General features: G+C 68.9%; 16 protein-coding genes and 1 pseudogene. 9 read left to right on the top strand and 8 right to left on the bottom strand.

Annotated elements, in window-relative coordinates; genetic code table 11:
* Nucleotides 1–99: 99 nt before the first annotated feature.
* Entirely contained in the window at nucleotides 100–1,209 is a 1,110-nt protein-coding gene (locus MB828_RS22495) for a DNA alkylation repair protein (RefSeq protein ID WP_301649773.1), read from the top strand.
* A gap of 280 nt (nucleotides 1,210–1,489) precedes the next feature.
* Here the strand turns inward: MB828_RS22495 and MB828_RS22490 are convergent, their stop codons facing one another.
* The 3 genes from MB828_RS22490 to MB828_RS22480 form a co-directional block, all read right to left on the bottom strand.
* Complete coding sequence (locus MB828_RS22490; protein ID WP_301649772.1) at nucleotides 1,490–2,155, bottom strand: fasciclin domain-containing protein; 666 nt, start codon at nucleotides 2,153–2,155, stop codon at nucleotides 1,490–1,492.
* A gap of 97 nt (nucleotides 2,156–2,252) precedes the next feature.
* Nucleotides 2,253–3,884: a molybdopterin-dependent oxidoreductase gene (locus tag MB828_RS22485; protein WP_301649771.1), complete on the bottom strand. Its 1,632-nt coding sequence runs from the start codon at nucleotides 3,882–3,884 to the stop codon at nucleotides 2,253–2,255.
* 338 nt (nucleotides 3,885–4,222) lie between these two features.
* Nucleotides 4,223–4,795: a phosphatase PAP2 family protein gene (locus tag MB828_RS22480; RefSeq protein ID WP_301649770.1), complete on the bottom strand. Its 573-nt coding sequence runs from the start codon at nucleotides 4,793–4,795 to the stop codon at nucleotides 4,223–4,225.
* A gap of 244 nt (nucleotides 4,796–5,039) precedes the next feature.
* On the opposite strand from MB828_RS22480, the gene MB828_RS22475 reads away from it, so the two are divergent.
* Complete coding sequence (locus MB828_RS22475) at nucleotides 5,040–5,819, top strand: DUF4142 domain-containing protein (protein WP_301649769.1); 780 nt, start codon at nucleotides 5,040–5,042, stop codon at nucleotides 5,817–5,819.
* Nucleotides 5,820–6,004: 185 nt separating this feature from the next.
* Nucleotides 6,005–6,436 carry a hypothetical protein gene (locus MB828_RS22470; RefSeq protein ID WP_301649768.1) on the top strand — a complete coding sequence of 144 codons (432 nt, stop codon included), beginning with the start codon at nucleotides 6,005–6,007 and terminating at the stop codon, nucleotides 6,434–6,436.
* A 330-nt stretch (nucleotides 6,437–6,766) separates the two neighbouring features.
* Here MB828_RS22470 and mscL read toward each other — a convergent pair whose 3' ends face one another.
* From mscL to MB828_RS22455, 3 genes are all read right to left on the bottom strand, one after another.
* Nucleotides 6,767–7,210 (bottom strand): large conductance mechanosensitive channel protein MscL, encoded by a 444-nt coding sequence (mscL, locus tag MB828_RS22465; RefSeq protein ID WP_301649767.1) that lies wholly within the window; start codon nucleotides 7,208–7,210, stop codon nucleotides 6,767–6,769.
* Between the two features lie 184 nt (nucleotides 7,211–7,394).
* Nucleotides 7,395–7,910 carry a hypothetical protein gene (locus tag MB828_RS22460; protein WP_301649766.1) on the bottom strand — a complete coding sequence of 172 codons (516 nt, stop codon included), beginning with the start codon at nucleotides 7,908–7,910 and terminating at the stop codon, nucleotides 7,395–7,397.
* A gap of 407 nt (nucleotides 7,911–8,317) precedes the next feature.
* Nucleotides 8,318–8,596, bottom strand: coding sequence for a hypothetical protein (locus MB828_RS22455; RefSeq protein WP_301649765.1), 279 nt, complete (start codon nucleotides 8,594–8,596; stop codon nucleotides 8,318–8,320).
* A gap of 219 nt (nucleotides 8,597–8,815) precedes the next feature.
* Here MB828_RS22455 and MB828_RS22450 point away from each other — a divergent pair, with 219 nt between their 5' ends.
* Nucleotides 8,816–9,364: a GNAT family N-acetyltransferase gene (locus MB828_RS22450; protein ID WP_301649764.1), complete on the top strand. Its 549-nt coding sequence runs from the start codon at nucleotides 8,816–8,818 to the stop codon at nucleotides 9,362–9,364.
* Nucleotides 9,330–9,554: pseudogene (locus MB828_RS46670) on the top strand (hypothetical protein); the annotation flags it as partial. The gene MB828_RS22450 and the pseudogene MB828_RS46670, both read left to right, overlap by 35 nt.
* Nucleotides 9,555–9,722: 168 nt before the next feature.
* On the opposite strand, the gene MB828_RS22445 reads toward MB828_RS46670, so the two are convergent.
* Nucleotides 9,723–14,465, bottom strand: a complete 4,743-nt coding sequence (locus tag MB828_RS22445; RefSeq protein WP_301649763.1) for a hypothetical protein — start codon at nucleotides 14,463–14,465, stop codon at nucleotides 9,723–9,725.
* Between the two features lie 21 nt (nucleotides 14,466–14,486).
* Nucleotides 14,487–17,432: a hypothetical protein gene (locus MB828_RS22440; protein ID WP_301649762.1), complete on the bottom strand. Its 2,946-nt coding sequence runs from the start codon at nucleotides 17,430–17,432 to the stop codon at nucleotides 14,487–14,489.
* Nucleotides 17,433–18,181: 749 nt separating this feature from the next.
* On the opposite strand from MB828_RS22440, the gene MB828_RS22435 reads away from it, so the two are divergent.
* The 4 genes from MB828_RS22435 to MB828_RS22420 all read left to right on the top strand — a co-directional run bounded on the left by MB828_RS22435 (nucleotide 18,182) and on the right by MB828_RS22420 (nucleotide 22,796).
* A complete protein-coding gene (locus MB828_RS22435) occupies nucleotides 18,182–19,447 on the top strand; it encodes a hypothetical protein (RefSeq protein ID WP_301649761.1) in 1,266 nt (421 codons plus the stop codon).
* 141 nt (nucleotides 19,448–19,588) lie between these two features.
* Nucleotides 19,589–20,524: an ADP-ribosylglycohydrolase family protein gene (locus tag MB828_RS22430; RefSeq protein ID WP_301649760.1), complete on the top strand. Its 936-nt coding sequence runs from the start codon at nucleotides 19,589–19,591 to the stop codon at nucleotides 20,522–20,524.
* A gap of 243 nt (nucleotides 20,525–20,767) precedes the next feature.
* Nucleotides 20,768–21,673 (top strand): DUF6424 family protein, encoded by a 906-nt coding sequence (locus tag MB828_RS22425; RefSeq protein ID WP_301649759.1) that lies wholly within the window; start codon nucleotides 20,768–20,770, stop codon nucleotides 21,671–21,673.
* 13 nt (nucleotides 21,674–21,686) lie between these two features.
* Nucleotides 21,687–22,796, top strand: coding sequence for a DUF2235 domain-containing protein (locus MB828_RS22420; RefSeq protein WP_301649758.1), 1,110 nt, complete (start codon nucleotides 21,687–21,689; stop codon nucleotides 22,794–22,796).
* The last annotated feature ends 128 nt before the right edge of the window (nucleotides 22,797–22,924 follow it).

Here is a 22,924-nt window from a genome sequence, read left to right as displayed (position 1 = left end):
CAACCAACCCTTCGATGTGCTCGCACCCTGCCACGCCCAACGACCCCCCGCACGCCTGCCTGAACATCCGACTCACATCTCATTCCGCCTGGAGGACCAGTGCCCACCGCCGACGAGCTGATCAGCCCCGGCAGCATCCGCAGCCTGGCGTCGATCCTCCAGGAGACCTCACCCGGGACCTCGTCGTGGCAGACCGTCGCCGAGAGTGCACGGACGCTGGCATCGCTCGGCCTAAGCGACCGTGCGCGTACGGTCGGTGAGGCGCTGCTGGCCGACGCCGGCCACGACTACCGCCGCCTGTCCCGCGCGGTCCGCGCGGCGCTCCCCCGAGAAGATCTGACCGGCTGGATGGTCTGGCCGGTCACCGAGGCCGTCGCCACCGCGGCCACCGGCTCCGGCACGGGCAAGGACCTCGACGACGGCCTGACCCTCATGGCCGCCCTCACACCGCGGCTGACCAGCGAATTCGCGCTACGCACCTTCCTGAACGCGGACCTGGAACGCACCCTTGCCGCCGCCCGGACCTGGACCGCCTCACCCGAGGAGGCCGTGCGCCGACTGGCCAGCGAAGGCACCCGGCCCAAACTGCCCTGGGCGCGCCAGGTCCCCGCCCTCAACCACAACCCCGCCCTGAGCATCCCGATCCTGGACGCCCTCTACCCGGACAACTCGGCGTTCGTACGCCGCTCGGTCGCCAACCACCTCAACGACGTCTCCCGCCTGGACGCCGGCCTCGCCGGCCGCACCGCCGCGCGCTGGGCCGAAAACCCGGAAGACACCACACCGGCCCTGATCCGCCACGCGATGCGCACCCTGGTCAAGCAAGGCGACTCGAACGCCCTGCGCCTGGTCGGCTTCCACGGCGGCCGCGACGATTTCACGGTCGTCGGACCGCTGCCGGAAGAGACCGACATCCCGTTCGGAGGCGCGCTCATCTTCACCGCCCGGATCACCAACATCTCCGGGCGGCCGATCACTCTCTCCATCGACTACGTCATCCATCACATGAAGGCGAACGGCAGGACCGCCCCGAAAGTCTTCAAGCTTGCCAAACGCACCCTGGACCCCGGCCAGTCGACCGAGCTCACACGCGAGCACTCGTTCCGGCCGATCACCACCCGCGTCTACTACCCAGGCGCCCATCAGGTCCAACTCCAGGTCAACGGCCACCAGTTCGACGCCGCCGACTTCCGGCTGCTGCAACCCTGACAACACAAACGCACGGGCCCCCTGCTGATGACCGAGACCCTTGTAGCACCACAGGCACCACAGGCACCACCGGGGCGGTACCGCCGATCTCAGCGGCGCCGCCCCGGCCGCGAGCGTGATGTCTCCCTCCCCCAACGGGTGAAACCCTTGGATGAGGGGCATCCGCCAGGCCCTGCCGGTGGGGTGGCTGGCGGATGCCCCGGATGGGAGGACGCGCGCCGCCCGACTCGCTCCCGTCGAGGCGGCCGGGCGGGGCGTGTGTCCTCGGCCCGTGAAGGAGTCAGCTCTTGGGCATCAGGACGGTGTCGATGATGTAGACGTTGGCGTTGGCGGTCTTGACGTTGCCGCAGACGACCTTGGCGGAGTCGTTGACGGTGTAGGACTCGCCCGAGCCGGAGGTCGTGACCTTCGACTTCTCCAACGTGTCGAAGGAGCCGTTCTGAAGGTCCGTGGGGGTGAGCTTCTGGCCGACGACGTGGTAGGTGAGGATCTTCGTCAACTGGGCTTTGTCGTTGAGGACCTTGTCCAGGGCGGCCTTCGGGATCTTGTTGAAGGCGTCGTTGGTCGGCGCGAACACCGTGATGTTCTGCGCGTTGTTGAGGGTGTCGACCAGGCCGGCCTTCTTCACCGCGGTCACCAGGGTCGACAGGGCCGGGTTGTTGGAGGCGGCGGTGGCGACCGGGTCCTTGGCCATGCCGTCGAAGGAGCCGGCACCGTTCTTCGGCACGGAGGCACAGGCAGGGCCGAACGGCTGGTCCACGCTGCTCGCGTTGCCGCTCGAGCCGCCGCCCATGTCGTCGCTGCTCCTGGTGGCCGGAGCCGACGCCTTGTTCGAGGAGTCGGACTTGCCCGAGTCGCTGCTGTCTTGGGAGCAGGCGGTCAGGGCCAGGGGAAGTACGGCGGCCGCGGCGAAGAGTCCGGCGGTACGGCGGATACGGGTGTTCATCATGTTCTCCTGTTGGAAGATGCAGCGTGATACGGCTGCGTCGGGGTGTTGCGGAAGGGTGGTTCAGGGGAAGGGCGCGGTGCCCATGTGGTGGGGGTCAGTCGACGGTCACGACGACGGAGTGCCATCCGCTGGCGCCGTCGGGGATCGTGCGCGTGCGTTTGTCGCTCTGCACGGCGCCGGTCCGGTCGGTGGCGCGGACGGTGAGGGTGTGGCCGCCCGTGGCGGCCTGCCAGGGCAGCGACCACTGGCGCCAGGTGTCGCGCGTGTCCTCGGCGGCCAGGTCGGCTTCTTGCCAGGGGCCGTCGTCGATACGGACCTCGACCTTGTCGATGCCCCGGTGCTGGGCCCAGGCGACCCCGGCGATCATCACCGCGCCGGCCTTGGGCCGGGCGAACGGCTTGGGGGTATCGATGCGTGAGGCGGTCTTGATCGGGGCCTTGCGGGCCCAGCCGCGCTTGACCCAGTACGGGTCGTAGGAGTCGAAGGTGGTGAGCTCGATGTCCTTGATCCACTTGCAGGCGGAGACGAATCCGTACAGGCCCGGCACGACCATCCGGACGGGGAAGCCGTGGTCGAAGGGCAACGGCTCGCCGTTCATACCGAGGGCGAGCATGGCGTCGCGGCCGTCCATGACGTCCTCGACCGGGCTGCCGATCGTCATGCCGTCCACCGACCGGGACACCAACTGATCCGCCGGCCCGCCACGGGACGGAGGCTTGACCCCGCATTCGGCGAGCAGGTCGGCCAGCCGTACGCCGATCCAGCGGGCGTTACCCACATAGGGGCCGCCGACCTCGTTCGAGACGCAGGTCAGGGTGATGTCCCGTTCGATCAGCTCACGGTGCAGCAGGTCCTCGAAGGAGTAGGTTCCAGGACGCTGTACGCCCTTGCCGTGGATCCGCAGCCGCCAGGCGGTGGCATCCACCTTGGGCACCACCAGCGCGGTGTCCACCCGGTAGAAATCCGCGTTGGGGGTGACGAAGGGGCTGATCCCTCGCACGCGCAGTCCGGCCCGGCTGGGGACCGGTTGAGCCCGTGACCCGGGAGAGGGCAGTACGAGCTTCCTGCGGGAGGCGATCGCGTCCTGGCCGTGGGAGGCGTTCAGGGACCGGCCGACCGCGCCCACCGCAGCAGAGGCCGCTGCCGCGGATGCGGCCGCGAGGACAAATCCCCGACGGTCCCAGCCCGCAGACGCAGGCACACCGTCTCCCGCTTCCCCGGCCGCCAAGTCGGATGTCGACGCTGCTCGTCGCCTCACCACGGTCAGGCGGCCCACCAGCACATACAAGAGCAGCGCCCCGGCAACGGCCCCGATGACGGACGGAAGTGCGTCGGTGAGGCCGCTGGAGTCGGGGCGGCTCACCGCGGCCACCGCCCCGACGCTTCCGAAGAGAAGGACCCCGGCGGCCCCGACCCGCCGAAACCGCACCGCCAGCGCACCCAGCCCCAGAGCCAGCACGGCCAGCACTGCGAGGATGCCGAGCTGCAGCACGAGTTTGTCGTTGGTGCCGAAGTGGCGGATCGCCCAGTCCTTGACCGCAGCGGGAGTTGCGTCGATGGACGCCCCGCCCACCGCGATGACCGGACTGGACTGCGGACGCACCACCGCGGTGACCACTTCGGCCACCGCCAGCGACGCGAAGCCGGCCAGCGCCCCGCTCAGCGCACCCAGCGCCACACGGGGCCAACCCGGCCGTACTCGCTGATACTTCTCCTCGTCCCTCACGGGGGGAATCCGGTTCTGCCAGCCGGGCGGATTGGTCCCATACCTGATCAGGTGAAAAGAGATCCCCGACCAATCCACCCCGCATTCCGCTACGGATCACTCAGTTGGGCGCCAACGCCTTCCGCCGTCACTGCCGTGCCTCGGGGCGGGGGCGGGGGGCGGAACTCAGCCACGCCCACCCGGCCTGCTGCGGTGGCGCCGACCGCTCTGCATGCCGGCGTGCCAGCCGGCGTTGACGCAGGCGTTGCCGGGCAGGTGGGGCTGCGCCGGTACACCACCCCGGCCCGCTCGAGCACGTTCCGGGCGGGCCGGCCGCACGAGCCGCGACGGCCCCGGTGTCAGCCGCCCCGGCGCGCTCCGGGGCAGGGCCGGTGGAGCCGGATGAGGCGTGGGGCGTGGCGGGTGAGCCAGGCGCCGGCCAGGCCGATGACGGCGCCGGCGGCGACGTCGCTGGGGTAGTGGGCGCCGCTTTGCACCCGCTCGAGCGCCACCAAACCTGCCGGGACGGCGCACACTGCTGCGGCGGCCGGCCACGTGGGCAGCACGGCGGCGGAGAACGCCACGGCGGCGGCGGTGTGTCCGGAGGGAAAGGAGGAGGAGTCGGGGCGGTCGTCGGCCTCGTCGTGCGGGAACCATTCCTTCGGCGGCCGGGGCCGGTCGGCTACCTGCTTGCACACGCCGTTCGCGATCAGCTGCGCCACGGCCAGTGCGCCCATGCCGACGGCCGCTGCGTTGCGGCCGCGCCACCCGCCCAGCCCCGCCATCACGGCGGCAGCCGCGCACCACAGCTTCGTACTCTCGGCCGCCTCCTCCACCGCCGACAGTGTCTTGCCGACGCGCGGAGGAATGCGGTCGGCCGCCCGCCTGGTCAGCGACCGGTCAGCATCGCGCAACTCCGCCATGAGCCTCATGAGAGGCGGATATCCCGCAGTTCAACGGCGTACACCCTGAGATCAGCGGGCGACCGGTCAGCCCCCACGCCGGCGACCACCGTCAATGTGCGTTGCCTGCGGGGACCACCCGAACGACGACAAGGCCGATCCTGGTCTGCTTCCTGTGAACCTTTGCTGAAGCTGTCGAGTCTTGTTCGTCCTGCGTTCGTACTGCTGCGTAGACCCCCGTCCCTGGACGGCTCTATGAACTACAGGAGGTCCAGTGCGCTTCTCGTGGAACGTGACGGGAGCTTTCGTCATCGGCGGCGCGGTGAGTCTCGCGCTCGCGACGCTCGTCTACCCGAACACATGGGGAGCCGGCACCGCGTCCGCCTCCTCCGACCCCGTCATCGCCCAGACACAATGGGGCCCGCTGACCGAGTCGGACCGGGACTTCGTCGTGAAGGTACGCGCGGCTGGGCTGTGGGAGTACCCGGTCGGCCAGATCGGCTTGCAGAAAGGAACTACGAAAGCCGTTGTGACCGCGAGCCGACACCTGGTCGACGGACATGGCGCACTGGACGTCACTTGCCGCCGGATCGCGCCCATGCTGAACATCACGCTGCCCAATGTGGCCAGTCCTCAACAGCAGGGCTTCGTGTTCTCCCTGACGGCCGAAAACGGCGCGCAGTTCGATGCGGACTTCGCCAACATCCTGCGCATGACGCACGGATCGATCTTCAACACGGTGGCGAAGATCCGGTCCACCACCAAGAACACGCTCGTCCGCGCCTTGGCCGACCAGGCCAACGACACCGTTCTCGATCACATCACCGTCATGGAAAAGACTGGCCTGGTCAACTTCGATCAGACGCTCTTGAAACAGACCAGTCCACCCACGCTGCCTGCGTCCGACCTGACCCCGCCACCGCCGTCCTCGATGGAGGTGGTCGTGCTCACCCCGCCGCCGAACGCCACTTCTACCCCGGTGGACATCGACACGATCGCCGGAGGCGGGGTCGAGGGTGGCACAGTGCCCAGTTCCGCCCCGACAACGGGCTGAGAACTCCTCGGCCGTGGTCGGCGGCCGGTGCCTCCAGTTGCCCGGCGATCTGACAAGTGACCTCGGAGGATGCCCGGGTTCCGGGCAACGTTGGTGCTCCAGTATGGATCTGCGGCGGACTGGCACGTCGGCCTCGGAGCCGGAGGCCAGCAGTCGGGTCCTGTTGCGCCGGTAGGTTGGGAGATATGGCACTGGCGCACATAGTTCTCACTTCAGGCCGCTCGATCGAACTCACTGACGTGCGACTGTCCTCGACGTATGGCGGGATGTTGGAGGGATACCCGTTCCGGCGCTGGAACGACCTCAAGCTCGAGCGCCTGCTCAGGAGCGTCGAGAAGGACCGCCCCTCGATTCCGGTGCACCTGGTCGCGCCGGTCCGGGAGTTGCCAGACCTCCCTGCTGGTGGCTTCGGCCCGGTCGAGATGCTGCCTGCCGTGACGTGCGTCGGGTCCTTCACCTCTCAGCCGATCGATCCGGAACGAGAGTCGGTGCTGCACTACTCCGCACTGACCGTCGTATGGTTCCAGGCGACTCCCGGCATCCCGTCAGGCGAGGACGCCGATCACGGTCTCCGCAGCCTCTGCTGGGACGACGCCGCGAGAGACTTCGAACGTTAAGAAGTTCAGCTCCAGCGCGTTCCCAAAGCTGGACAGGCCGGCGACGACTGCGTCCTGGTCCCGGCGAAGGCCGGCGACCAGGGAGTGCATAGCCGGCAGATCATCGGTGAGGACACGGTCCATCCAACCGGGCAGCAGGTCGCCGCGTTGGTCGTGAAGCATGGCGTCGAAGTCGCGGACGTGTCTGGCCGCGGCGTCCAGGCGTGGACAGGAGCCGGTTCGGCATCGGACGCCGTCGGTAACTGCGGTCACCACGGACGGGCCCGCGACGGTCCGCGACGGGCCCGGCCATCCAGGCCGGGCCATGGAGGTCGGGCCATGGAGGTCGGGTCACCCGGCGCGCTGGGTTGTCTCTCCGGCCTGAGCGGGTACGGGGGGCAGGGAGACGGTGCAGGAGGCGCAGCGTCGGGCCTGGGCGGGTACGGGGCTGAGGCATTCGGGGCAGTCCCGTTTGGGGGCCTGGACGTCTTGGTGCGGGGCGAGGCGTTCGTGGAGCTTGTTGATCGGGAGCACGACCAGGAAGTACAGGGCGCTGGCGAGGAGGAAGAAGCTGATCGCCGCGTTGATGAAGGTGCCGTAGGGGAATTTGGTGGCCCCTACGGTGAAAGTCTTGCGGCTCATGTCGCCGGTGACGCCGGTGGCCAGCCCGACCAGTGGTGTCAGGAAGGCACTGACGAAGCCGTTGACCACGGCGGTGAACGCTGCCCCGATGACGATGCCGACGGCCAGATCGACCACGTTGCCGCGCAGGATGAAGCTGCGGAAGCCCTTCACCTTCTCACTCCTAAGGAACTTTTCACGTCGACGGGCGGCACCAAGAACGCGGTCAGCCCACTTTCTTCACCCCGGATGCCCTGCCACCCCTCGCGCATGCCGGCTCCGCCGCGCGGCGCGGTGATGTGCTGGCTCGACGAGGGGTGCCCTCTCCACCGTGCGCTGTGACCGCTGAGCGTCGGGGTCAGCCACCGGCAAGTATCGGGCCGGTCGGGGCAGAGAGCGTCTGGTGAGTGTGAAGGCAGGGTGTGGCAGAAGCGGTGGTGGGAATGCGCATCCGACGCAGGAGGTCACGGGTGGTGCGCTTGCGCAGCGTGCTGCGCCAGGTCAGTCCCGGGTGGCGGGACCGTAGGTGTGACAACGCACGGGTGCCCAGGCCGGTGCTGTGGAAGCGCTCGTCGATGACGACGGCGGTGATCAGGCCCTGGGCGCAGTCCGTGCAGATCCGGTACCGGACCTGGCCGACGACCTGGCGGGTGTGGACGAGGAGCAGGCATTCGTCGCCCGGGCCGGGGTCGTCCGGGATGTGCGTGGACAGGAAATCGATTGCCCGGTAGGCGAGGACCCGGCGGCGCAGGCGGCCGGTGCGCCGGCCTCGGCGTGAGTGCTTGGCGCCGTCGTGACCGGACGGCGATGTCCCGGCTGTGGAGGCCTGGCCGATGAGACTGCTGCTGGTGGGACGCGCATGTTGTCCGTGCATGCCGTCTCGGGTGCCCGAACAGCGGAAGGATACCCATCCCAGCGCGCCGGGCACCCCGCCCGGGGACCCTCTTGTCTTGGGACGGCTGGAGCAAAGCGTGGCCAATGCGTTGGGTCATGGCACAGCGATTGAGCAGCTCGGCAGCGTCCGAGATGTGGGCATCAACCGCAAGACGGGGAACCGGTGAAGATGGGGACGGAAGGTCGTCGACCGGTCCGGCCGTGAGCACGGCGTTTGCCGAGCACGTTCCCGCAGCAGCGTGTCACTGCGTTGTGGGCCGGCCTGGTCGAACGAGCCGCGGACGGCCCCCGGTCACCGCGGGCCGCCGTAATCCCGTCGAGTTTCGACCGTGGCGCGTTTCTCGGCCACGAACAGGACGCGTTGGGCCGGGGCTGCGAGGGTGGCGATCAGGTCGGCGATGTCTGGCTCTTGCCCATTCCCGGAGGTCCTTCGATCACCAGGTGGGAGCCGGCCAGAGCGGCGATGACCGGGTGGTCGGCCAGCCGTTCGGTGTCGTTGCACAGGTCGTGGACCATGGGCGGCCGATCGAAGTTGAAGACCCCCGCCACCATGCCCGCCACCATGCGTTCTTCCAGTTCAGCCGTCAGGTTGCTCTGGACTGGAACGGCCTTGAGGATCTCGTATGCGAGGGGATGCGGTCGGCCGGGTCCGCGCAGCTTCACCATCCTGCGGCGCAGGTTCCGTACCCGAGTGGACGACCCCGGTGCCTCTCCACACGGAACACACAACCCCAGCTGGTGCCGCATCAGCGAACCTTTGTCCCGCCGGAGCGAGCGTTCCGTTCGGTTGCTGGTCCGGTGTGCAACTGAGCGGTCACTGGCCGCGTGTCCTTCCGGTTCCAAAACCGTGTGCGAGCCGCCCGGAGGGGTCTTTACCCTCCGGGCATGGATCTTCGCGAAGAACTTCCGAGCGACAGGCAGGCCGTGCGGGATGTTCACCTGCAGGCGTTCGGTGACCATGGCCTTGTCGTGGCCGACCTGGTCGATACCCTGCGGGACACCATCACACCCCAGGACGGTCTCTCGGTGGTCGCCGAGCACGACGGGCAGGTCGTCGGGCATGTCATGTTCACCCGCAGTCTTCTCGATGCGCCTCGTCGTCTGGTTGACGTGCAAGTCCTCAGTCCTTTGGCCGTGATGCCTGAGTTCCACAAGCGGGGTATCGGCTCGGCCCTGGTTCGGCACGGACTGGGGGTCCTCGCCGAGCGGGCTGTTCCACTCGTCTTCCTGGAGGGTGATCCGGGCTACTACTCGCGTTTCGGCTTCATGCCCGGTGGTGGCCTGGGCTTCCGAAAGCCGTCCCTGCGCATCCCGGACGGTGCCTTCCAGGTCATCAGGCTCCCGGAGCATGAGCCATGGATGACGGGGACGCTGGTCTATGCGGAGCCGTTCTGGCGGCATGACGCAGTCGGCCTGCGTGAACCCAACGTCTAGTGATGCGAGCGCCGATACCCCCGAGGACAACAAGGGCAGGCGCCTGCTGCGGATCATCCGCGGAGGTACTGGGTCGGTGGTGACCTGGCGGCGGGCGCAGATGGTGCTGCTGTCCGCGCTGGGCGTGCCGGTGGCGAAGATCGCCGAGGTGACGTTCACCAGCGCGGACCGCGTGCGGGATGTGATCCACAAGCCCAGTTCACCACCCTGCACTACTTCGCCCTGGACGGCACCGACTACGCCAGCCACACGGAGCAGGGCAGCATGATCCGCCGCCACATCATCTGGCGGAATGCACACGCCGAGCGCCAGCAGGTGCCTGCAGTTCCTCGCCCTCACCAGGCCAGACCACCGCGGGTCAGTCGTGACGGAACCCGCCGGATCCGCCACCGTGGTCACCCCGCCCACCGTGCTCGTGGTCACCCGGCCCACCGTGATCGTGACCGTCGCCGCGGTCGTGGTCGTGGTCGTGGTCGCCGCCCGGGCCGCCCGGTCTCGGTGGGAGTTCGACGGTGTCGCAGTAGATCACCGGCCCCGGCGTCGTGAGCGAAGCGGGGACGTCGGGGCGGATCCCCTCGGTTTCGAGGACCAGCACCCGCAGCGGCCCACGCCGTCCGGGCGGTAGCGGGATCTGGCCCTTGTAGAAGGGCGTGTGGGAGGACTCCGCGTCCACCGAGGTGAGTTGGGTGGTGGTGTCGTCGAGGGTCACCCAGCCGAGGTCGTCGTCGTCGACCAGACGGTTGCGGCGTTGCAGCGTGGCGGTGATGCGTGGCGGCAGGGAGCCGGTGGGGTCCCAGGAAGGTCCGCTGACGCTGACCGTCAACGGGTCGCCGAGCGTGACCCGCAACTCGCGGTCGGGCAGGGTGCGCACCAGGTCGGCGAGGACCGTCTTGGAGATCTCGGCGCCGGGAACGGAGTCCGGCTGGTAGCGGACGAGGGCGAGCCGCACGAAGGGAAGACACGCGTCCCCGGTGTCCAGATCCAGGTCACAGAACCAGCGGCCGGCCTTGTCCGGGTCGTCGCCGGGCTTCGGAACGGCCTTCTCGAACTGTGGGGCGAAGCCGACGACCCGTACGAGGAGGTCGATCGAGGGTGGATCGAGAGGGAGCGGCTTCGGGGCCAGGTGCACCGCGTTGGTGAACATCTCCGGGGTCGGGGACACGACCGGTGCGGAACGGTGGATGGGGTCGCGACCCATCAGGGTGACCCAGGCATCCCGTACGGACGTGGGGTCGCCCCCCGGCGGTTCGCCGAGAACCACGCCGAGCAGTTCGCCGTCTCCGGAGGAGTACCAGGGGCGGTCCAGGTAGACCCGGATCCCGCGACCGTGCCGACGGTGGACGATGACGCCGGGCGGTCCTTGGACCTCCTCGAGGGTGAGGGTGGGCATGCAGTACTGCAGTCGCGGCGCCGTGGGGCGTGCACTGCTCGGTACGGAGTGTTCCTGCGGCTGCCCGGCCACGGTCAGCATGTTCTTGCCCGGCGCGGCGAACTCCGCCGGGAAGTAGTCGGCGAACTTGCTGCCGGCCACCGGGTGGTAGCGCACCGCCCGGTGTCTGGTGTCGCCGAACTCGTGCTTGCCGGGGTTGGGTTGGCCGGGGTGCTTGTCCGGGGCCGCCGCCGCGTCCGCCGCGTCATCCGTCGCCTTCTTCTCCGTCGCTTCGGTGTTGAAGGTCAGGACGTCGGCCCGGAGGATGGCGGGTTCGGCGCCCGGTTCGCCCGTCCGGCTCGCCGCCCACGCCGTCAACAGGTCGAAGACCGGGGCGTTCATCTCGCGGGTCTCGCGGCCCTCGCGGCCGGCGTCCCGCACCTCGGTCCACTCGGCTATCAGGTCGACCCGGTCCGTACTGGCCTCGTCAAGTGCGATGGCCCCGGAGAGGTGTTCCGCGGTCGCTCCCAGGGGACGCAGGGTCGTCGGCGGCTGCACGAGGCTCAACACCGGTGTCTTCAAGGGCTGTTGGACCGCGTGGACCAGTGTCAGTTCCTGCCAGGGGGTGAACATCCAGTGCCGGCTGGCGGCTGCCAGTGCCAGCACGTCGTCGGTGCTCCGCGCTGCCGCCGCCCCGTTCTCCGCACCTTCCCCCTCACCCTCCCCAGCGAGCCTCGGTGCCGATTCCTGCTGCTTCCGGCACCAGCCGGCCACGCCCATGATGTGCTCGTCGAAGTCGATCCTGGAACACACCCGGACGGTCGCCACGGCGCCCTTCGGCAGCGAGACGGTCAGCACCCGGGACGCCTCGTCGAAACGCGGCGGCGCGGTGCCCTCGGCCAGCCGCAGCCTGAGGGAGCGCGGGCGGTGCCAGACGTCGCCGTCCCAGGGGACCGGGAAGGGCTGCCCCTCGGGCATGCCCGGCAGGTCCAGGAAGACGGCGCCCGTGGACAACGGATCAGGGAGGTAGGGGAGTTCGACCTGCTGACCCGTGTGCAGCACGGTGTTCGCCGGATTCTCGGGGTCCGCCGCCGGCGACTTGATCGTCGTCACTTCGACGTCCGGCTGGGACGGGTCGCTCAGCGAGCCGCTCTCCCGGACGGCCAGGTCGTAGACCGCGTTCTGTACGTTCGCGTCCCTGGAACCGATGGCGTCGTCCAGCAGCCCGTGCCACTCGATGCAGCGCAGCGAGGTCTTCGGTGCCACCACATGGCGTTCGTCGGTTCCCCGGTAGGGGGCGTGGGCTCCCGACGTGACAGGCGACGACCGGTTGAAGTCCGCGGCGTACTGCTCCGCCGTCATACCGGCTCCGGTGCCGGCCGCGGTACCGGTTCCCGTGCCGGTGCCGTCGCTGCCGCAGTCGACGACGGTGAAGCCGCTCTTGCGGCCGAGTGCGACGAGAGTCGTACAGCCGGGTTTGCCGTCGGCGTCCCTGCCTCTGAAGCCCTGGGCGCGTTGCTCGTCGGCATAGGCGGCCCTGGTCTGGTCGCCGAAGAATCCGGTCGGGCCGGCCGGGAGGGGATGTCCCTGGTCGATGAGGGCCTGCTGGACGACGCGTACCTCGTCGTTGGTCATGCCGGGCTGGACATTGGCCCGGTGGACGGTGACGACCGGCGTCGTACCCGAAGTGGCCGGCGGCGGGCCGGATCCCGGGCTGCTGCGGATCACCAACCGGAAGTCCGAGGCGCCTTCCCCGAACGGGAACCTGGCCACCACGGTGGGCGCCAGAACGGGCTCGAACCTCTGGAAGGTCAGCAGCCCCGCGTCGTCGGGGAGCAACAGGGCCTTCCGGTCCTCCAGCCTTTCGGCGGCCGCCCCGTCCCCGTCCCCATTCCCGTCCGTTCCGTTGTCCGCCAGGTCGACCAGCGCGTCGGCCTCCGACTTGGCGAGCCCGTTGCCCGCCAGGTCGACGGTGCGCAGGCGTACCCGGTACTCGTTGCCGAACCGCAGCCTGGGCAGTGTGCCGGCTCGCACATTCGGCGTGATCTCCAACGGCAGTTTCGTCTGCGCCTCGTTGTCGAGTGGCACCGGCTCGTTGGGGTGGCGGTCCTCGTCCAGCGAGCCCGCATCGGCGTCCAGCACCAGGCCCGGCCGGGGCGCGGACAGTGACCAGCCGTCCCAGGTGACCAGTTGCTCGGGCACGTAGAGGTGGTCGGGATGCATCGCCTCAGGGGGCGGTCTCAGCAGGTGGGCCTGGAAGAAGCCCTCGTCGGAGGCCGTGAGCAGGAGCGGGCCGCCGCGCGGCTGCCGGTATTCCACCTCGCGCTCGTGCAGCGAGAACCACTGGCCCCGGGTCTTGTCCCAGATGTCCAGCCGGTGGCCGCGCACCAGGTTCTCGGCGAAGAGTTCGGGGGCGGGCACCTGGTCGGCCGAGGTGTGGGGGACGGCCCCCGGATTCTGCGGGTCGGGTGTCGCACCTTGCGCCTTCTGCTGCTCGACCACCCGGGTGAACGCCGCGTCGTGCTCGGCTGCCCGGGCGAACTCCTGCTGAAGGCTGCCCATGCGATCGTCTCTGACCAGCGCGATCCCATGGGTCCGCACGGTGGCGAGCCCGGTGGCGTTCTCGGCGGGCCCGATCATCTTTCCTGCGGCGGCGTCGATGTCGGCCGGTTCGAGAGTGAACTTCCCCTTCAGTTCCACCAGGCCGCGGGCGGGTGGCGTCAGCGGGCCGTCGGTCTGCACCCCTGCCCGGGGGGCGAAGACACGGTGGTCCGGAAGGAAGACATATCGCGTGCGGGGCGACACGTCGTGCGACGCCTCTTCTCCCAGTTCGGACTTCCAGTGGGGGATGACTTTCAGGAACAGCTGCCCTGACGAGACGGGGAGCAGGCCGGCCGGAAGGCGGAAGTCCAGAACGAGTCCGAGGTGCCGCAGCAGGGTGGGGTGATCGCCGAGCCAGGTGAGCATCTCGTGGAAGTCGGGGTCGTGCTTCGGGGGTCGCGGTGGTGGCGGCGGTTCTTCGCCTGCGAGGGTGGGTGACTGCGGTGGCATGGCGATCGTGTGGAAGTCGTGCAGGCGCTGGAGCTCCGATGGCATCGGTGGTTCCTCGTCCTCGGCGATGTCGCCGACCGCCGTGGGCGCGTCCCTGGGGCCCACGTCGCCGGGACCCGCGGCGCCCCCGCCGTCCGTAGGGCCGTCGCTGGGTGGCATCACCAGATGTCTGGTGGGGGGCGGCGCCGCCTCGGGTGAGGTCATGGCCGCTGCGGCGTATTTGTCCTTGACGAAGGTGCTGACCTCCTTGGCGGAGTACGTCTGGCAGACCTGGTCCGTATGCCTTTCGAAGGTGTAGGGATCGAGCGGCGTGCCGGCACCGAAGAGCGCCTGCCACAAGTGCACGTCGGGCAGCGGGCCCTGCGGCTTCAGCCCGGTGGCGAAGGGCGTCGAGGGAGCGGGCGTGGTGTCGGGTTCCTCGTCCGCCTCCGTGGATGTGGAGGGCTCGACGGTGCCCTCCCCGGTGGCGAAATCAAAAGTGGCGAGTGCGATCTTCTCCGGCCAGCGGAGGAAATCGGGGAAGTGCGGGGCCAGCGTGAGGCGTCGCGTCGGGTCGGGCGGCTCGGGCGGGGCAGGCCCCAGCAGCCGCGGCGCGATGAACACCGACACCTTGACCTGCGTGCCGTCGGCCGTCAGCCCGGCGGGGAGAACGGTCCAGTTGATCTGCTGTTCGAAGTCCATGGTGGTCTCCACGCGGCTCGCTCACGCGGCGAACGCCGCGCAGTACTTCGGCCAGTCATGCTCCTTCGAGAAGCACTGCGCGAAGGTCGGGTCGACCGGCGCGCCGGCGAAGCTCCGCTCCAGTGCGAGCGAAACGGACTTGCTGAAGAAGGCGATCCGTACGCTGACCGTGAGGGTGCCCCTGCCACGGACCGTCGACTGCTTGCCCTTCTTCTCGTACGTGAGCTCCAGATAGAATTCGACGGACACCGTGACGATGCCCAGCACCGTCAGGAAGCCGTTGCACCGCAGGTAGCCGGACAGTTTGACCTCGTCCTTGTCGACTCCCTTGACGAGCGTGAAGCGGATGCCCGCCATGATGGAGACCCCGCCGCTCGCCACTCCGAGGTCCAGCGCCGCGGCGCCGCCGAATTCGATGGCACCCTGGACCTCACGCACGCCACTGGCGTCGACCAGCAAGGAGAAGTAGCCGCCTCCGCCGAACAGGGAGACCGTGAGGTTGAAGGGATGCTTCTGCTCGCAGACCGAGAAGCGGAAAGAGACCGGCTTGCCGTCGAAGGGGATCGCCAGCTCGGCCGCCAGGGAGAGGTTGGCCAGGTTGAAGACGCCGAGGGAGAGGGTGGGAACGGCGAGTGTGTATCCGGCACGGATGCCGGTGGTCTGGACGTCGATGAACGCGCCGGCGCCGAAGACATCGGCGGGCAGGGCGCTGCGGAGGGTGTTGACGAACTCCATGGCACCCCGGAATTTCAGCTCCACACCGGAGGCCGTCACTTCGGGCTTCTGACCCGGGCCGGTCTTGAACCTCAGCTCCTCGAACTCCACTCGGGCCATGCCCAGGAAGTCCAGCGCGAAGTGGCTCAGGCTGCCCTGCACCGTTGACTTGGCGACGGCGTCCGTCGAACGGACGGTCCGGGCGTCCAGGATCAGCGACGCCTTGGACACGTCGATCAGGGGGGCCGCAGGCGGGGCCAACGCCGGCTTCCACACATACCGCAGTTCCTTGCCTTGTCCGTCGGCCAGGTCGCGCATACGCAGCACGGGCGCGGGCAGCAGACGCTTCGCGTCCGTGAGTATGTTCTCGATCTGCTCGTCGGTCAGCTGCCGCAGCGCGCCGAGTTGGTCCTTGGGAGGGTCCGCCAGGTACTTGCTGAGGTCGATGCCGAGCAGTTGTGCCCCGCCGAAAGCGTCTCTGATGATTTCGATGTCGCGAGCACCAGTCACCACTCCGGTAGGGTCCGTCTTGAAGACGTCGGGGATGATGCCCGCCTGGCTGGTGATCGTCTTCACCATGGCATCGGGGCTGGAGAGTCCGCCCGCCTGCGCCGCGCCGAAGACGAGCTTGAGCTGGTTCTTCAGATCCAGGTACGCCCCTGCCGGATGCCCGTCCATGGTCTGCCGCAGATATGTGTCGTTGAACTCGACCTTGAGGTAGCCGGCGTTCGGGGTGAACTGCTCCACGGCGGGGACGCGGACCTCAGCGGCCGCGACGCAGGGTTGGCCCACCACCCTCGTGCCGTTCGACCCGAGCTGGAAGGTCAGGGTGTCGACCGCGTGACTGGTGCTGCCGGGAGCGCCGGGCGGGGGCTGCGCCATCGCCATTACCTGGCCATGCAGCTTCCGCGTCTGGCGTTGCTCCATCTTTTTGGGCTCGGCCTGTGTGTTTTCCTTCTGCGGATCGTAGAGGTCGTTCAACTGCTTCTGTTCATCGTCGCCCAGTCCGTCGGGAACGAACACCAACGGCATGGTGAAGCTCACCTTGCGGGCCTCGGAATCCGTGCCGATCAAGGTGAATTCATGGTCCTTTCCGGATTCCTTGAGACGCACCCAGAAGGCCGTGAGTTCCGGCTCGTCCTGTTCGGGGGGCGGCGGGGGGTCGGGAGGGGGCTTGGGCGGAATGATCGGCGGGGTGACGCGGTCGGTGATGCGCAGCACCTGGAACGGCATCTCGCGTCCCCCGTGCTGGAAGCCGTTGCCCGCTCCGTACGTCTTCTCCGGCTGCTTGACGATGATGCGGTCCTCCCGCTGTAGGTAGGCGACGATTCCGTCGTCCGGACGCGCGATGAAGAGTCGCTTGTACTCCTGCATGTGCAGGGCCTCATGGCCTGTGGACAAGTGGCCGTGGTGGACGATGCGGACGTACTGGTCACGCCCCAGCCCTGTGATGTGGTCGTAGGCCACCAGACCCGGGACACGCCGGCCGACCTCTACGTAGCGGGCGACGGCGGCACGATCCGTCAACGGATCCCAGGCACCGTGCAGATGGGCAGACGTGCCCATAGGCGTGATGAAGAACTGCTCCGCGCGCAAGGGATCACTGTGGACCTCGAGCGGCCCGCCTATTCCTGGCAATGGGATGCGGCTGGTGAGAGTCACGAGGTCCTGCAGGACAGGCGCTGTGTACGGAGCACCGGGTGGCAGCGTCCCGCCGTTCGTGACCGTCGCGAAGGCCCGCAGCCTCACGCTGCCGTCAGATGCACCGAGCCCGGCGCCGTCCGGTGCGGGGTGCAGCCGGACATGCCACAACGCGGTGCGGCCGTCGGCTTGTTGGGGCTGCGGCGCGCCCGACCAGTCCACGGGCTCGTCGTAGCTGATCAACAGCCGGGTGGGGAACTCGATGACGCTTCTGGGGATGCCCTGGAAGACCGTCGTCCCCGGCGTGTCCGGGACCTGTTGGCCATCGGGCACCCTGAGTGGCACCAGGCGCTCCCAGTCGAGCAACTCGTCCAGCGACAGGTCGAGCTCCTTGATGTCGTCCGGCACGGAGAAGGCCAGCCGGGTGGAGCCGGCGGTGACCGCCTGCATGGGAGCAGTGACCTTGTTCAGATGATCGGGGACCTCTTCCACCACGTGCTGCGGCGGCAGACCGACGAGGATGAAGGCGTTCGGTGCGTCGGGGGTGCGCACGAGACGGTGGCGGGCGCCGTCGAAGTGCAGGCCCATCAGTGTGATGTCGACGACAAGCATGTCCGCCGGCCGCACCACCCGGAACGGCCCCTCCGCGACGTCCACCTCGTGCGGCGGCGGGGGTTCCGGGGGCCCGTCCCCAGGATGAGGACCAGGACCGGGGCCGGGATGCGGACCAGGACCAGGGTGCGGACCGGGACCAGGGTGCGGGCCGGGACCGTGCGGGGGGCCGGGGTGCGGGCCGTGCCGCGGACCGGACCCGCCGCGTCGGCCGCCACCACCCCCACCGAATCCGCCTCCCCCGAACTCCCTCCCGGGATGGTTGCGCAGCTCCTCCCCCAGCCTGAGGGACACGGGACGGCGGGTACGGAATGACATGAGGAACGCCTCACCCGGGCTCATGGGAAGCTGAAGAAGGAGTCGTGGGTGCGGTGAGGTGCGACGACGGTGCCTTCACCGCTTTTCCACGCTCTCTTCCATGCTCACTCCGGTGGCGGACGCCCGCCACTGGGGAGCGACAGCCGTCGACGCGACGGCACCACCCGGCCCCGACCGCCGTCACCCCTCCTCGACGACCAGGCCGGACAGCTCCGTTGCCGCATCGGCGAGGGCCGCGGGGTAGGCGTCCCCCGATCAGCGGCCTGTCCAACCACGGTGAGGCTCCGTCGAGTTGCCGACGAGCGCGGCCGACGGCGATCGGGTGCGGGCCCGCACCCAGGGGTCTAGCGTGGAAAGGGAGCCGCCGTGCCGCCCCTGACCCGGACGACGTCCCGGCCCCCACCCTGCTCCTCTCCCCCAGGCGGATCGCTATGTCCTCCACCGTTCGCATCGCCGGCGCGCTGCCCACGCCGGACGCCGACCCGAGCCTGAGCGTCGTCTTCGCCGGCGGCTGGTCGGTGGGTTACGACTGGGCGGCGGACCACGTGGTCACCGCGGGTGCGCCGACCCAACCGCTCTTCCCCGCGCCGTTCGACCGTGATCTGGACGGCGCGCTGCTCGGCCAACAGGCCTTCAGTGACTTCGAGTACGTCTTCCAGGGCGGCAACTACCAGCGGATCAAGCTGGTCGGACTGCAGCCGGACGGCGACCCCGCCTCGACGGCGGACAACTGGTTCCTGCCGTCCGACTGGACCACGCTCGACGCCGTCTTCCCCGGCGGTGGCGTGAAGAGCGGCTTCGCCTACTTCTTCCACGGCTCGGACTACATGCGCTTCGACTGGCCGGCCAACGCCGCCTCCGTCGGCTACCCGAAGCCGATCGGCCCGAACTGGCACACCAGCGGCGACTTCACCCGCGACCTGGACGGCGAGATCACCGGCCTGCGGGCCTTCGGCACCAAGGCGTACCTGTTCCGGACCGTCACCACCATGGTGAACCAGGACGGCCGACGGACCTCGAGCGGTGGCTTCGTCGTGAATGCGCCGGTCTACTGCCGTTACGACTTCAACCACGAGGTCGTTGACAACACCGTCACCGATCCGGCCGACGTCGTCGAGCAGTGGAACGGCCTCTTTCCGCTGCTCGACGCCGGACCCGCCATCGAGCTCGCGCTGGACTGGATCGGCCGAGCCGAAACAGCGGCCGCCGCGACTCCGCTCGATCCCGCCACCCTGACGGCGTTCGCGCATCACTTCATGACCGGGTCCCCGGACACGACCGTGGTCAACACGGTCCGCGACCGGCTCCGGCAAATCCGCGAACGGCTCACCGCACTTCCGGACCAGTTCAAGTGGACGGCGGACCTGGGGTTCGCGGCAGCGACCACGCCGGGCACACTGACCGAGATCGGGAACGAGTTCTCGAATTTCCACGGGCCCAACGGCCGGGCGGCGGCGCTGATCCACGAGGCGAGCCACTTCCGCTTCGACGCCGGCGTCGACGTACCGGAGTGGTCGGGCGAGGTGGTCGCCGGAGTGCAGCAGGGCCCGGCCGTGATCAACGGCGTCACCATGCCCCGCTACAGCACCATCCCGACCGCAGACGCCCTGGTCAACCCGAGTTCGTACGCCGCGTTCGCCCAGGAGACCGCGCTGGGCGAGGACACCCGGTTCGGTGCCGCCCGGCCCCAGCTCTGAACGTGGCGCTCATGGGCACCCATGCGGCACTCATCCAGCACCCGCCGCCTCACCCGGCGCCGGCGCCGTCCGCACGGCCACCGGGTACTCGCTCGGCGACATTTCCATGTGACCTGTGCGGGTGTCTCATAGCCTGCGCGAATGAAGCGGATTCAGTGGGCCGCCGGCGCGATCGTCGGCGCAGCGGTGGGCGACGCGCTGGGCGGGCCCTTCGAGTTCGGTCCCCAGGGAGCGTTCTCCGCGCGGTTTCCCGCGTCTGGTGCCGGTGGCGAGATGTGCGGAGGCGGTGGCTGGGACCCCGGCGAGGCCACTGACGACACGCAGATGGCCGTCCTGGTCGCGGAGTCGCTGCTGGAGCAGGGCGGACTGGATCTTCCCGACATCTTCGCCCGTTTCCAGCGGTGGGCGGCATCAGAGCCCAAGGACATCGGCCTGCAGACCGAAGACGTCCTGACCAACGGCATGCCCTGGGACCTCGCCGCCGCGATCCATTTCCAGGTCAACCAACGAGCGGCCGGAAACGGCTCCTTGATGCGGGCATCGACCTCCGCAGTCCACTTCGCGGCCGCCGGCCAGGAAGCCACCATGGACGCCGCGCGCCGCATCGCCGCTCTCACCCACGGTGACCGCGCGGCCTGGGAAGGAACCGCGATCTTCCACGCACTCATCCGCGTCATGTTCGAGGACACCGACCCCCTCACCGCGCTCCCGGACATCCTGGCTCATGTCCACCCCGACCACCGCAGCCGTTACGCCACCGTCCTCTCGCCCGACTGGCACCCCGATGAGGCAACCGAGTTCAACGGTGCCGTCTGGCCCTGCCTGGGCTCCGCTGTCTGGGCCCTGCGCACCACCACCGGGTTCGAAGACGCGATACGCGCGGCCATCGACCTCGGCGGCGACACGGACACCGTCGCCGCGGTGACCGGAGGCCTCGCGGGGGCGTACTACGGGCTGGACGCCATCCCCGCCCGCTGGACCCAGCCACTCCATGTCCCCCTCCCAGGCTTCGACGGACGGGTACTGCACCTGGCAGATCTGCTCCACCTTGCACACCGCCTCGGAGGCGGCCGTTGACAAGGTCAGTTGAACGGGCAACCGCTAATAGCGGAACGCCAGTTCAGCGTTTCTCGCACGGTTGCGATGCCATAACGACAGCCATAGGGTTGTGACTGGCGGATATGCCACAGAAAGGCTCCATCCTGGCAGTTCCCGCAGTGGGCCACGGCGGCGAGACAGCAGGACATTTTGGAGCTCTGGGGACTCGGTAATGCGGGTCGGCGCGTGCAGGCCCGTGCGGTCGGCGCGAGGAGAACAACCATGACAACCTCCCATGCCCCAGCACCGCACAGAACTCCGGCCGGGCTGAAACTCGGCGGCGTGGAGTCTGAGCATCATCCCTGGAAGATACGCCTTGTGGATCACCCCAAGCGCTTCGAATCGGCGTACTTTCGCGCGGCCAAGGGGACGGCGCACAAGATTCTCGCGGAAATGGACAACGACGACCTTCCTTATGAGCCCCGGCCCTCCGGTGCCCAGCATTGGGAGATGCACCACGGTGGCAGCCTGTGGGTCAAGGGGCGTGACGGTTGGCGGATGTATCGCGCCAGGGTCGGAATCGAGTGGAGCATGCAGTTCTGCGCCGAGCCGTCGAAGGTGGATCGGCTGCGCCGGGATGCGGCTGAGCTGGTCGACGCCTTCCCTCTCACCCTGCCTGCTCTGGCGGCGCTGGGGTACGAAGAGTCGGCAGACCTGCTCCGGACCCCGGTCACGGACGCCGATGGCGTCGAGCGGTGGACCGACTGCCTGTTCAACGCCTGTGTGCCGATGAGCCACGGCAACCACCAGGGAGTCCTGCCGCAGGTTCCCGGGGAGCACCACTACCCCTGGCCCGTGAAAGGCGCGGACTTCGTCCGTTATGAGGACTTCGAGCTGTGGGTGACCCTGCCTGACGGGACTCACGGCGCCGTCGCTCCGGTGGACCGGCGAGGCTCGGGTGACGGTCACGTACGTCTGGTCCACGTGCCGGAGGAGAGCGAGGCGGCGCAAGCGTTCGTGCAAGCGCAGGAGCAGGGCAAGATGGCGGTATTGCCGCCCAACAGTTCCGTGGCGCTACAGGCGTTCGGTCAGCAGATCGAGCCGGATCGGCGGACTGCGTCCGGCCCGCTGGTGTCCCCGTCGCGTCGGGCTCGTACATCGAGGCGGGCCGCCAGCCATTCGGGGTAGCCGAGGTGCAGACATGTCGCGCAATATCGTCATCTGCTTGGACGGTTCGGGCAACCAGGTGGGTGCCAGTCACCCCACCAACGTGGTGAGGCTGTTCGAGATGCTCGAGGCGGACCACCCCGAACGTCAGCTGCTCTACTACGACCCGGGCGTGGGCACCATGTCGTCGGCCACCGCGCGCGGTCCGGCCAGTCGCTGGCTCTCCCGCATGTGCGGGCTGGCCTTCGGCACCGGGCTGAAGGCCAACCTCACCGAGGCGTACACCTACTTGATGCAGCACTGGCAGCCAGGCGATCGTGTGTACGTTTTCGGCTTCAGTCGCGGCGCGTACACAGCCCGCGCACTCGTCGGCATGCTCAACAAACCCGGACTCATGCGCCCCGGCTCGGAAAACCTGGTCGCGTACGCCGTGGCGAAGTACGCGTTCAATCAGGACATCGAGGCGAGCCAGGAGCAGGTCGCCCGCTTCTCAGGCGCCTTCTGCCGGCGGACCGAGAGCGAGCCATTGTGGGCAGCGGTGAAACAGAACAACCCGCGGCAGGTCTCACACCATGCCCTGCCGGTCGCCTATCTCGGCCTCTGGGACACAGTGAAGGCAGCCGGTGTGCTCCGGCTGGGCAATCTGCGCTGGCCCTACACCCGTCAACTGCCCAACGCCGCGCGCATCCGCCATGCCGTGTCCCTCGATGAAAGACGTCGCCCTTATCGCGAATACCTCGTCACCGCCCGCGAAGGACGTCTGCGGGACTCGGCTCAAGAGGTGTGGTTCGCCGGTGTCCATTCCGACGTGGGCGGCACCTTCACACATGCCGCGGGCGCACCCTTGCTCTCCTCGATACCTCTGAAATGGATCGTCGACGGCGTCCATCAGGAGCTGGATTTCGTGCCCGACGCCTACGCCGAAGCCTGCGCCCTGACCGAGGACTTCGCCGACGCACCCCTCCACGACAACGGACCGCTGTGGATCCTGGCGGGTCGGCGCACCCGCCCCGTACCGAAGGATGCGTCGCTGCACGCGAGCGTCAGGCTGCGGCGCGAGCACGATCCCGGCTACCGCCCCGACCTCCCCGGTCCGCAGGAGGCAGGGCGCTGGGCCGACCCCGACTGGGCCAAGACGATGTGAAAGCGCGTCCCCGACTCCACCGTTCCGCGCCGCTGGGCGATTCCTCGGCACCGAGAACAAGCCTGCCACCGTCCAGGGTGAGGGCGGCCCTGTTCCCGGGCCCGCCCCCCCCCCCGGCCCGCCCCCCC

The sequence above is a fragment of the Streptomyces arenae genome (genome assembly GCF_022343545.1).
Classification (GTDB): Bacteria; Actinomycetota; Actinomycetes; order Streptomycetales; family Streptomycetaceae; genus Streptomyces; species Streptomyces humi.
Note: the sequence above shows the minus strand (reverse complement) of the source record. Positions and strands in the feature narration are given on the sequence as shown.

Bases quoted from the DNA above. Each gene is read 5' to 3' on its own strand.
- MB828_RS22420 (WP_301649758.1), top strand. From the start codon at position 21,687: ATGTCGCGCAATATCGTCATCTGCTTGGACGGTTCGGGCAACCAGGTG.
- MB828_RS22450 (WP_301649764.1), top strand. From the start codon at position 8,816: ATGGATCTTCGCGAAGAACTTCCGAGCGACAGGCAGGCCGTGCGGGAT.
- MB828_RS22440 (WP_301649762.1), bottom strand. From the start codon at position 17,432: ATGCTTGTCGTCGACATCACACTGATGGGCCTGCACTTCGACGGCGCC.
- MB828_RS22430 (WP_301649760.1), top strand. From the start codon at position 19,589: ATGAAGCGGATTCAGTGGGCCGCCGGCGCGATCGTCGGCGCAGCGGTG.
- MB828_RS22425 (WP_301649759.1), top strand. From the start codon at position 20,768: ATGACAACCTCCCATGCCCCAGCACCGCACAGAACTCCGGCCGGGCTG.
- MB828_RS22480 (WP_301649770.1), bottom strand. From the start codon at position 4,795: ATGAGGCTCATGGCGGAGTTGCGCGATGCTGACCGGTCGCTGACCAGG.
- MB828_RS22445 (WP_301649763.1), bottom strand. From the start codon at position 14,465: ATGGACTTCGAACAGCAGATCAACTGGACCGTTCTCCCCGCCGGGCTG.
- MB828_RS22470 (WP_301649768.1), top strand. From the start codon at position 6,005: ATGGCACTGGCGCACATAGTTCTCACTTCAGGCCGCTCGATCGAACTC.
- MB828_RS22435 (WP_301649761.1), top strand. From the start codon at position 18,182: ATGTCCTCCACCGTTCGCATCGCCGGCGCGCTGCCCACGCCGGACGCC.
- MB828_RS22490 (WP_301649772.1), bottom strand. From the start codon at position 2,155: ATGAACACCCGTATCCGCCGTACCGCCGGACTCTTCGCCGCGGCCGCC.
- MB828_RS22460 (WP_301649766.1), bottom strand. From the start codon at position 7,910: ATGCACGGACAACATGCGCGTCCCACCAGCAGCAGTCTCATCGGCCAG.
- MB828_RS22455 (WP_301649765.1), bottom strand. From the start codon at position 8,596: ATGGTGAAGCTGCGCGGACCCGGCCGACCGCATCCCCTCGCATACGAG.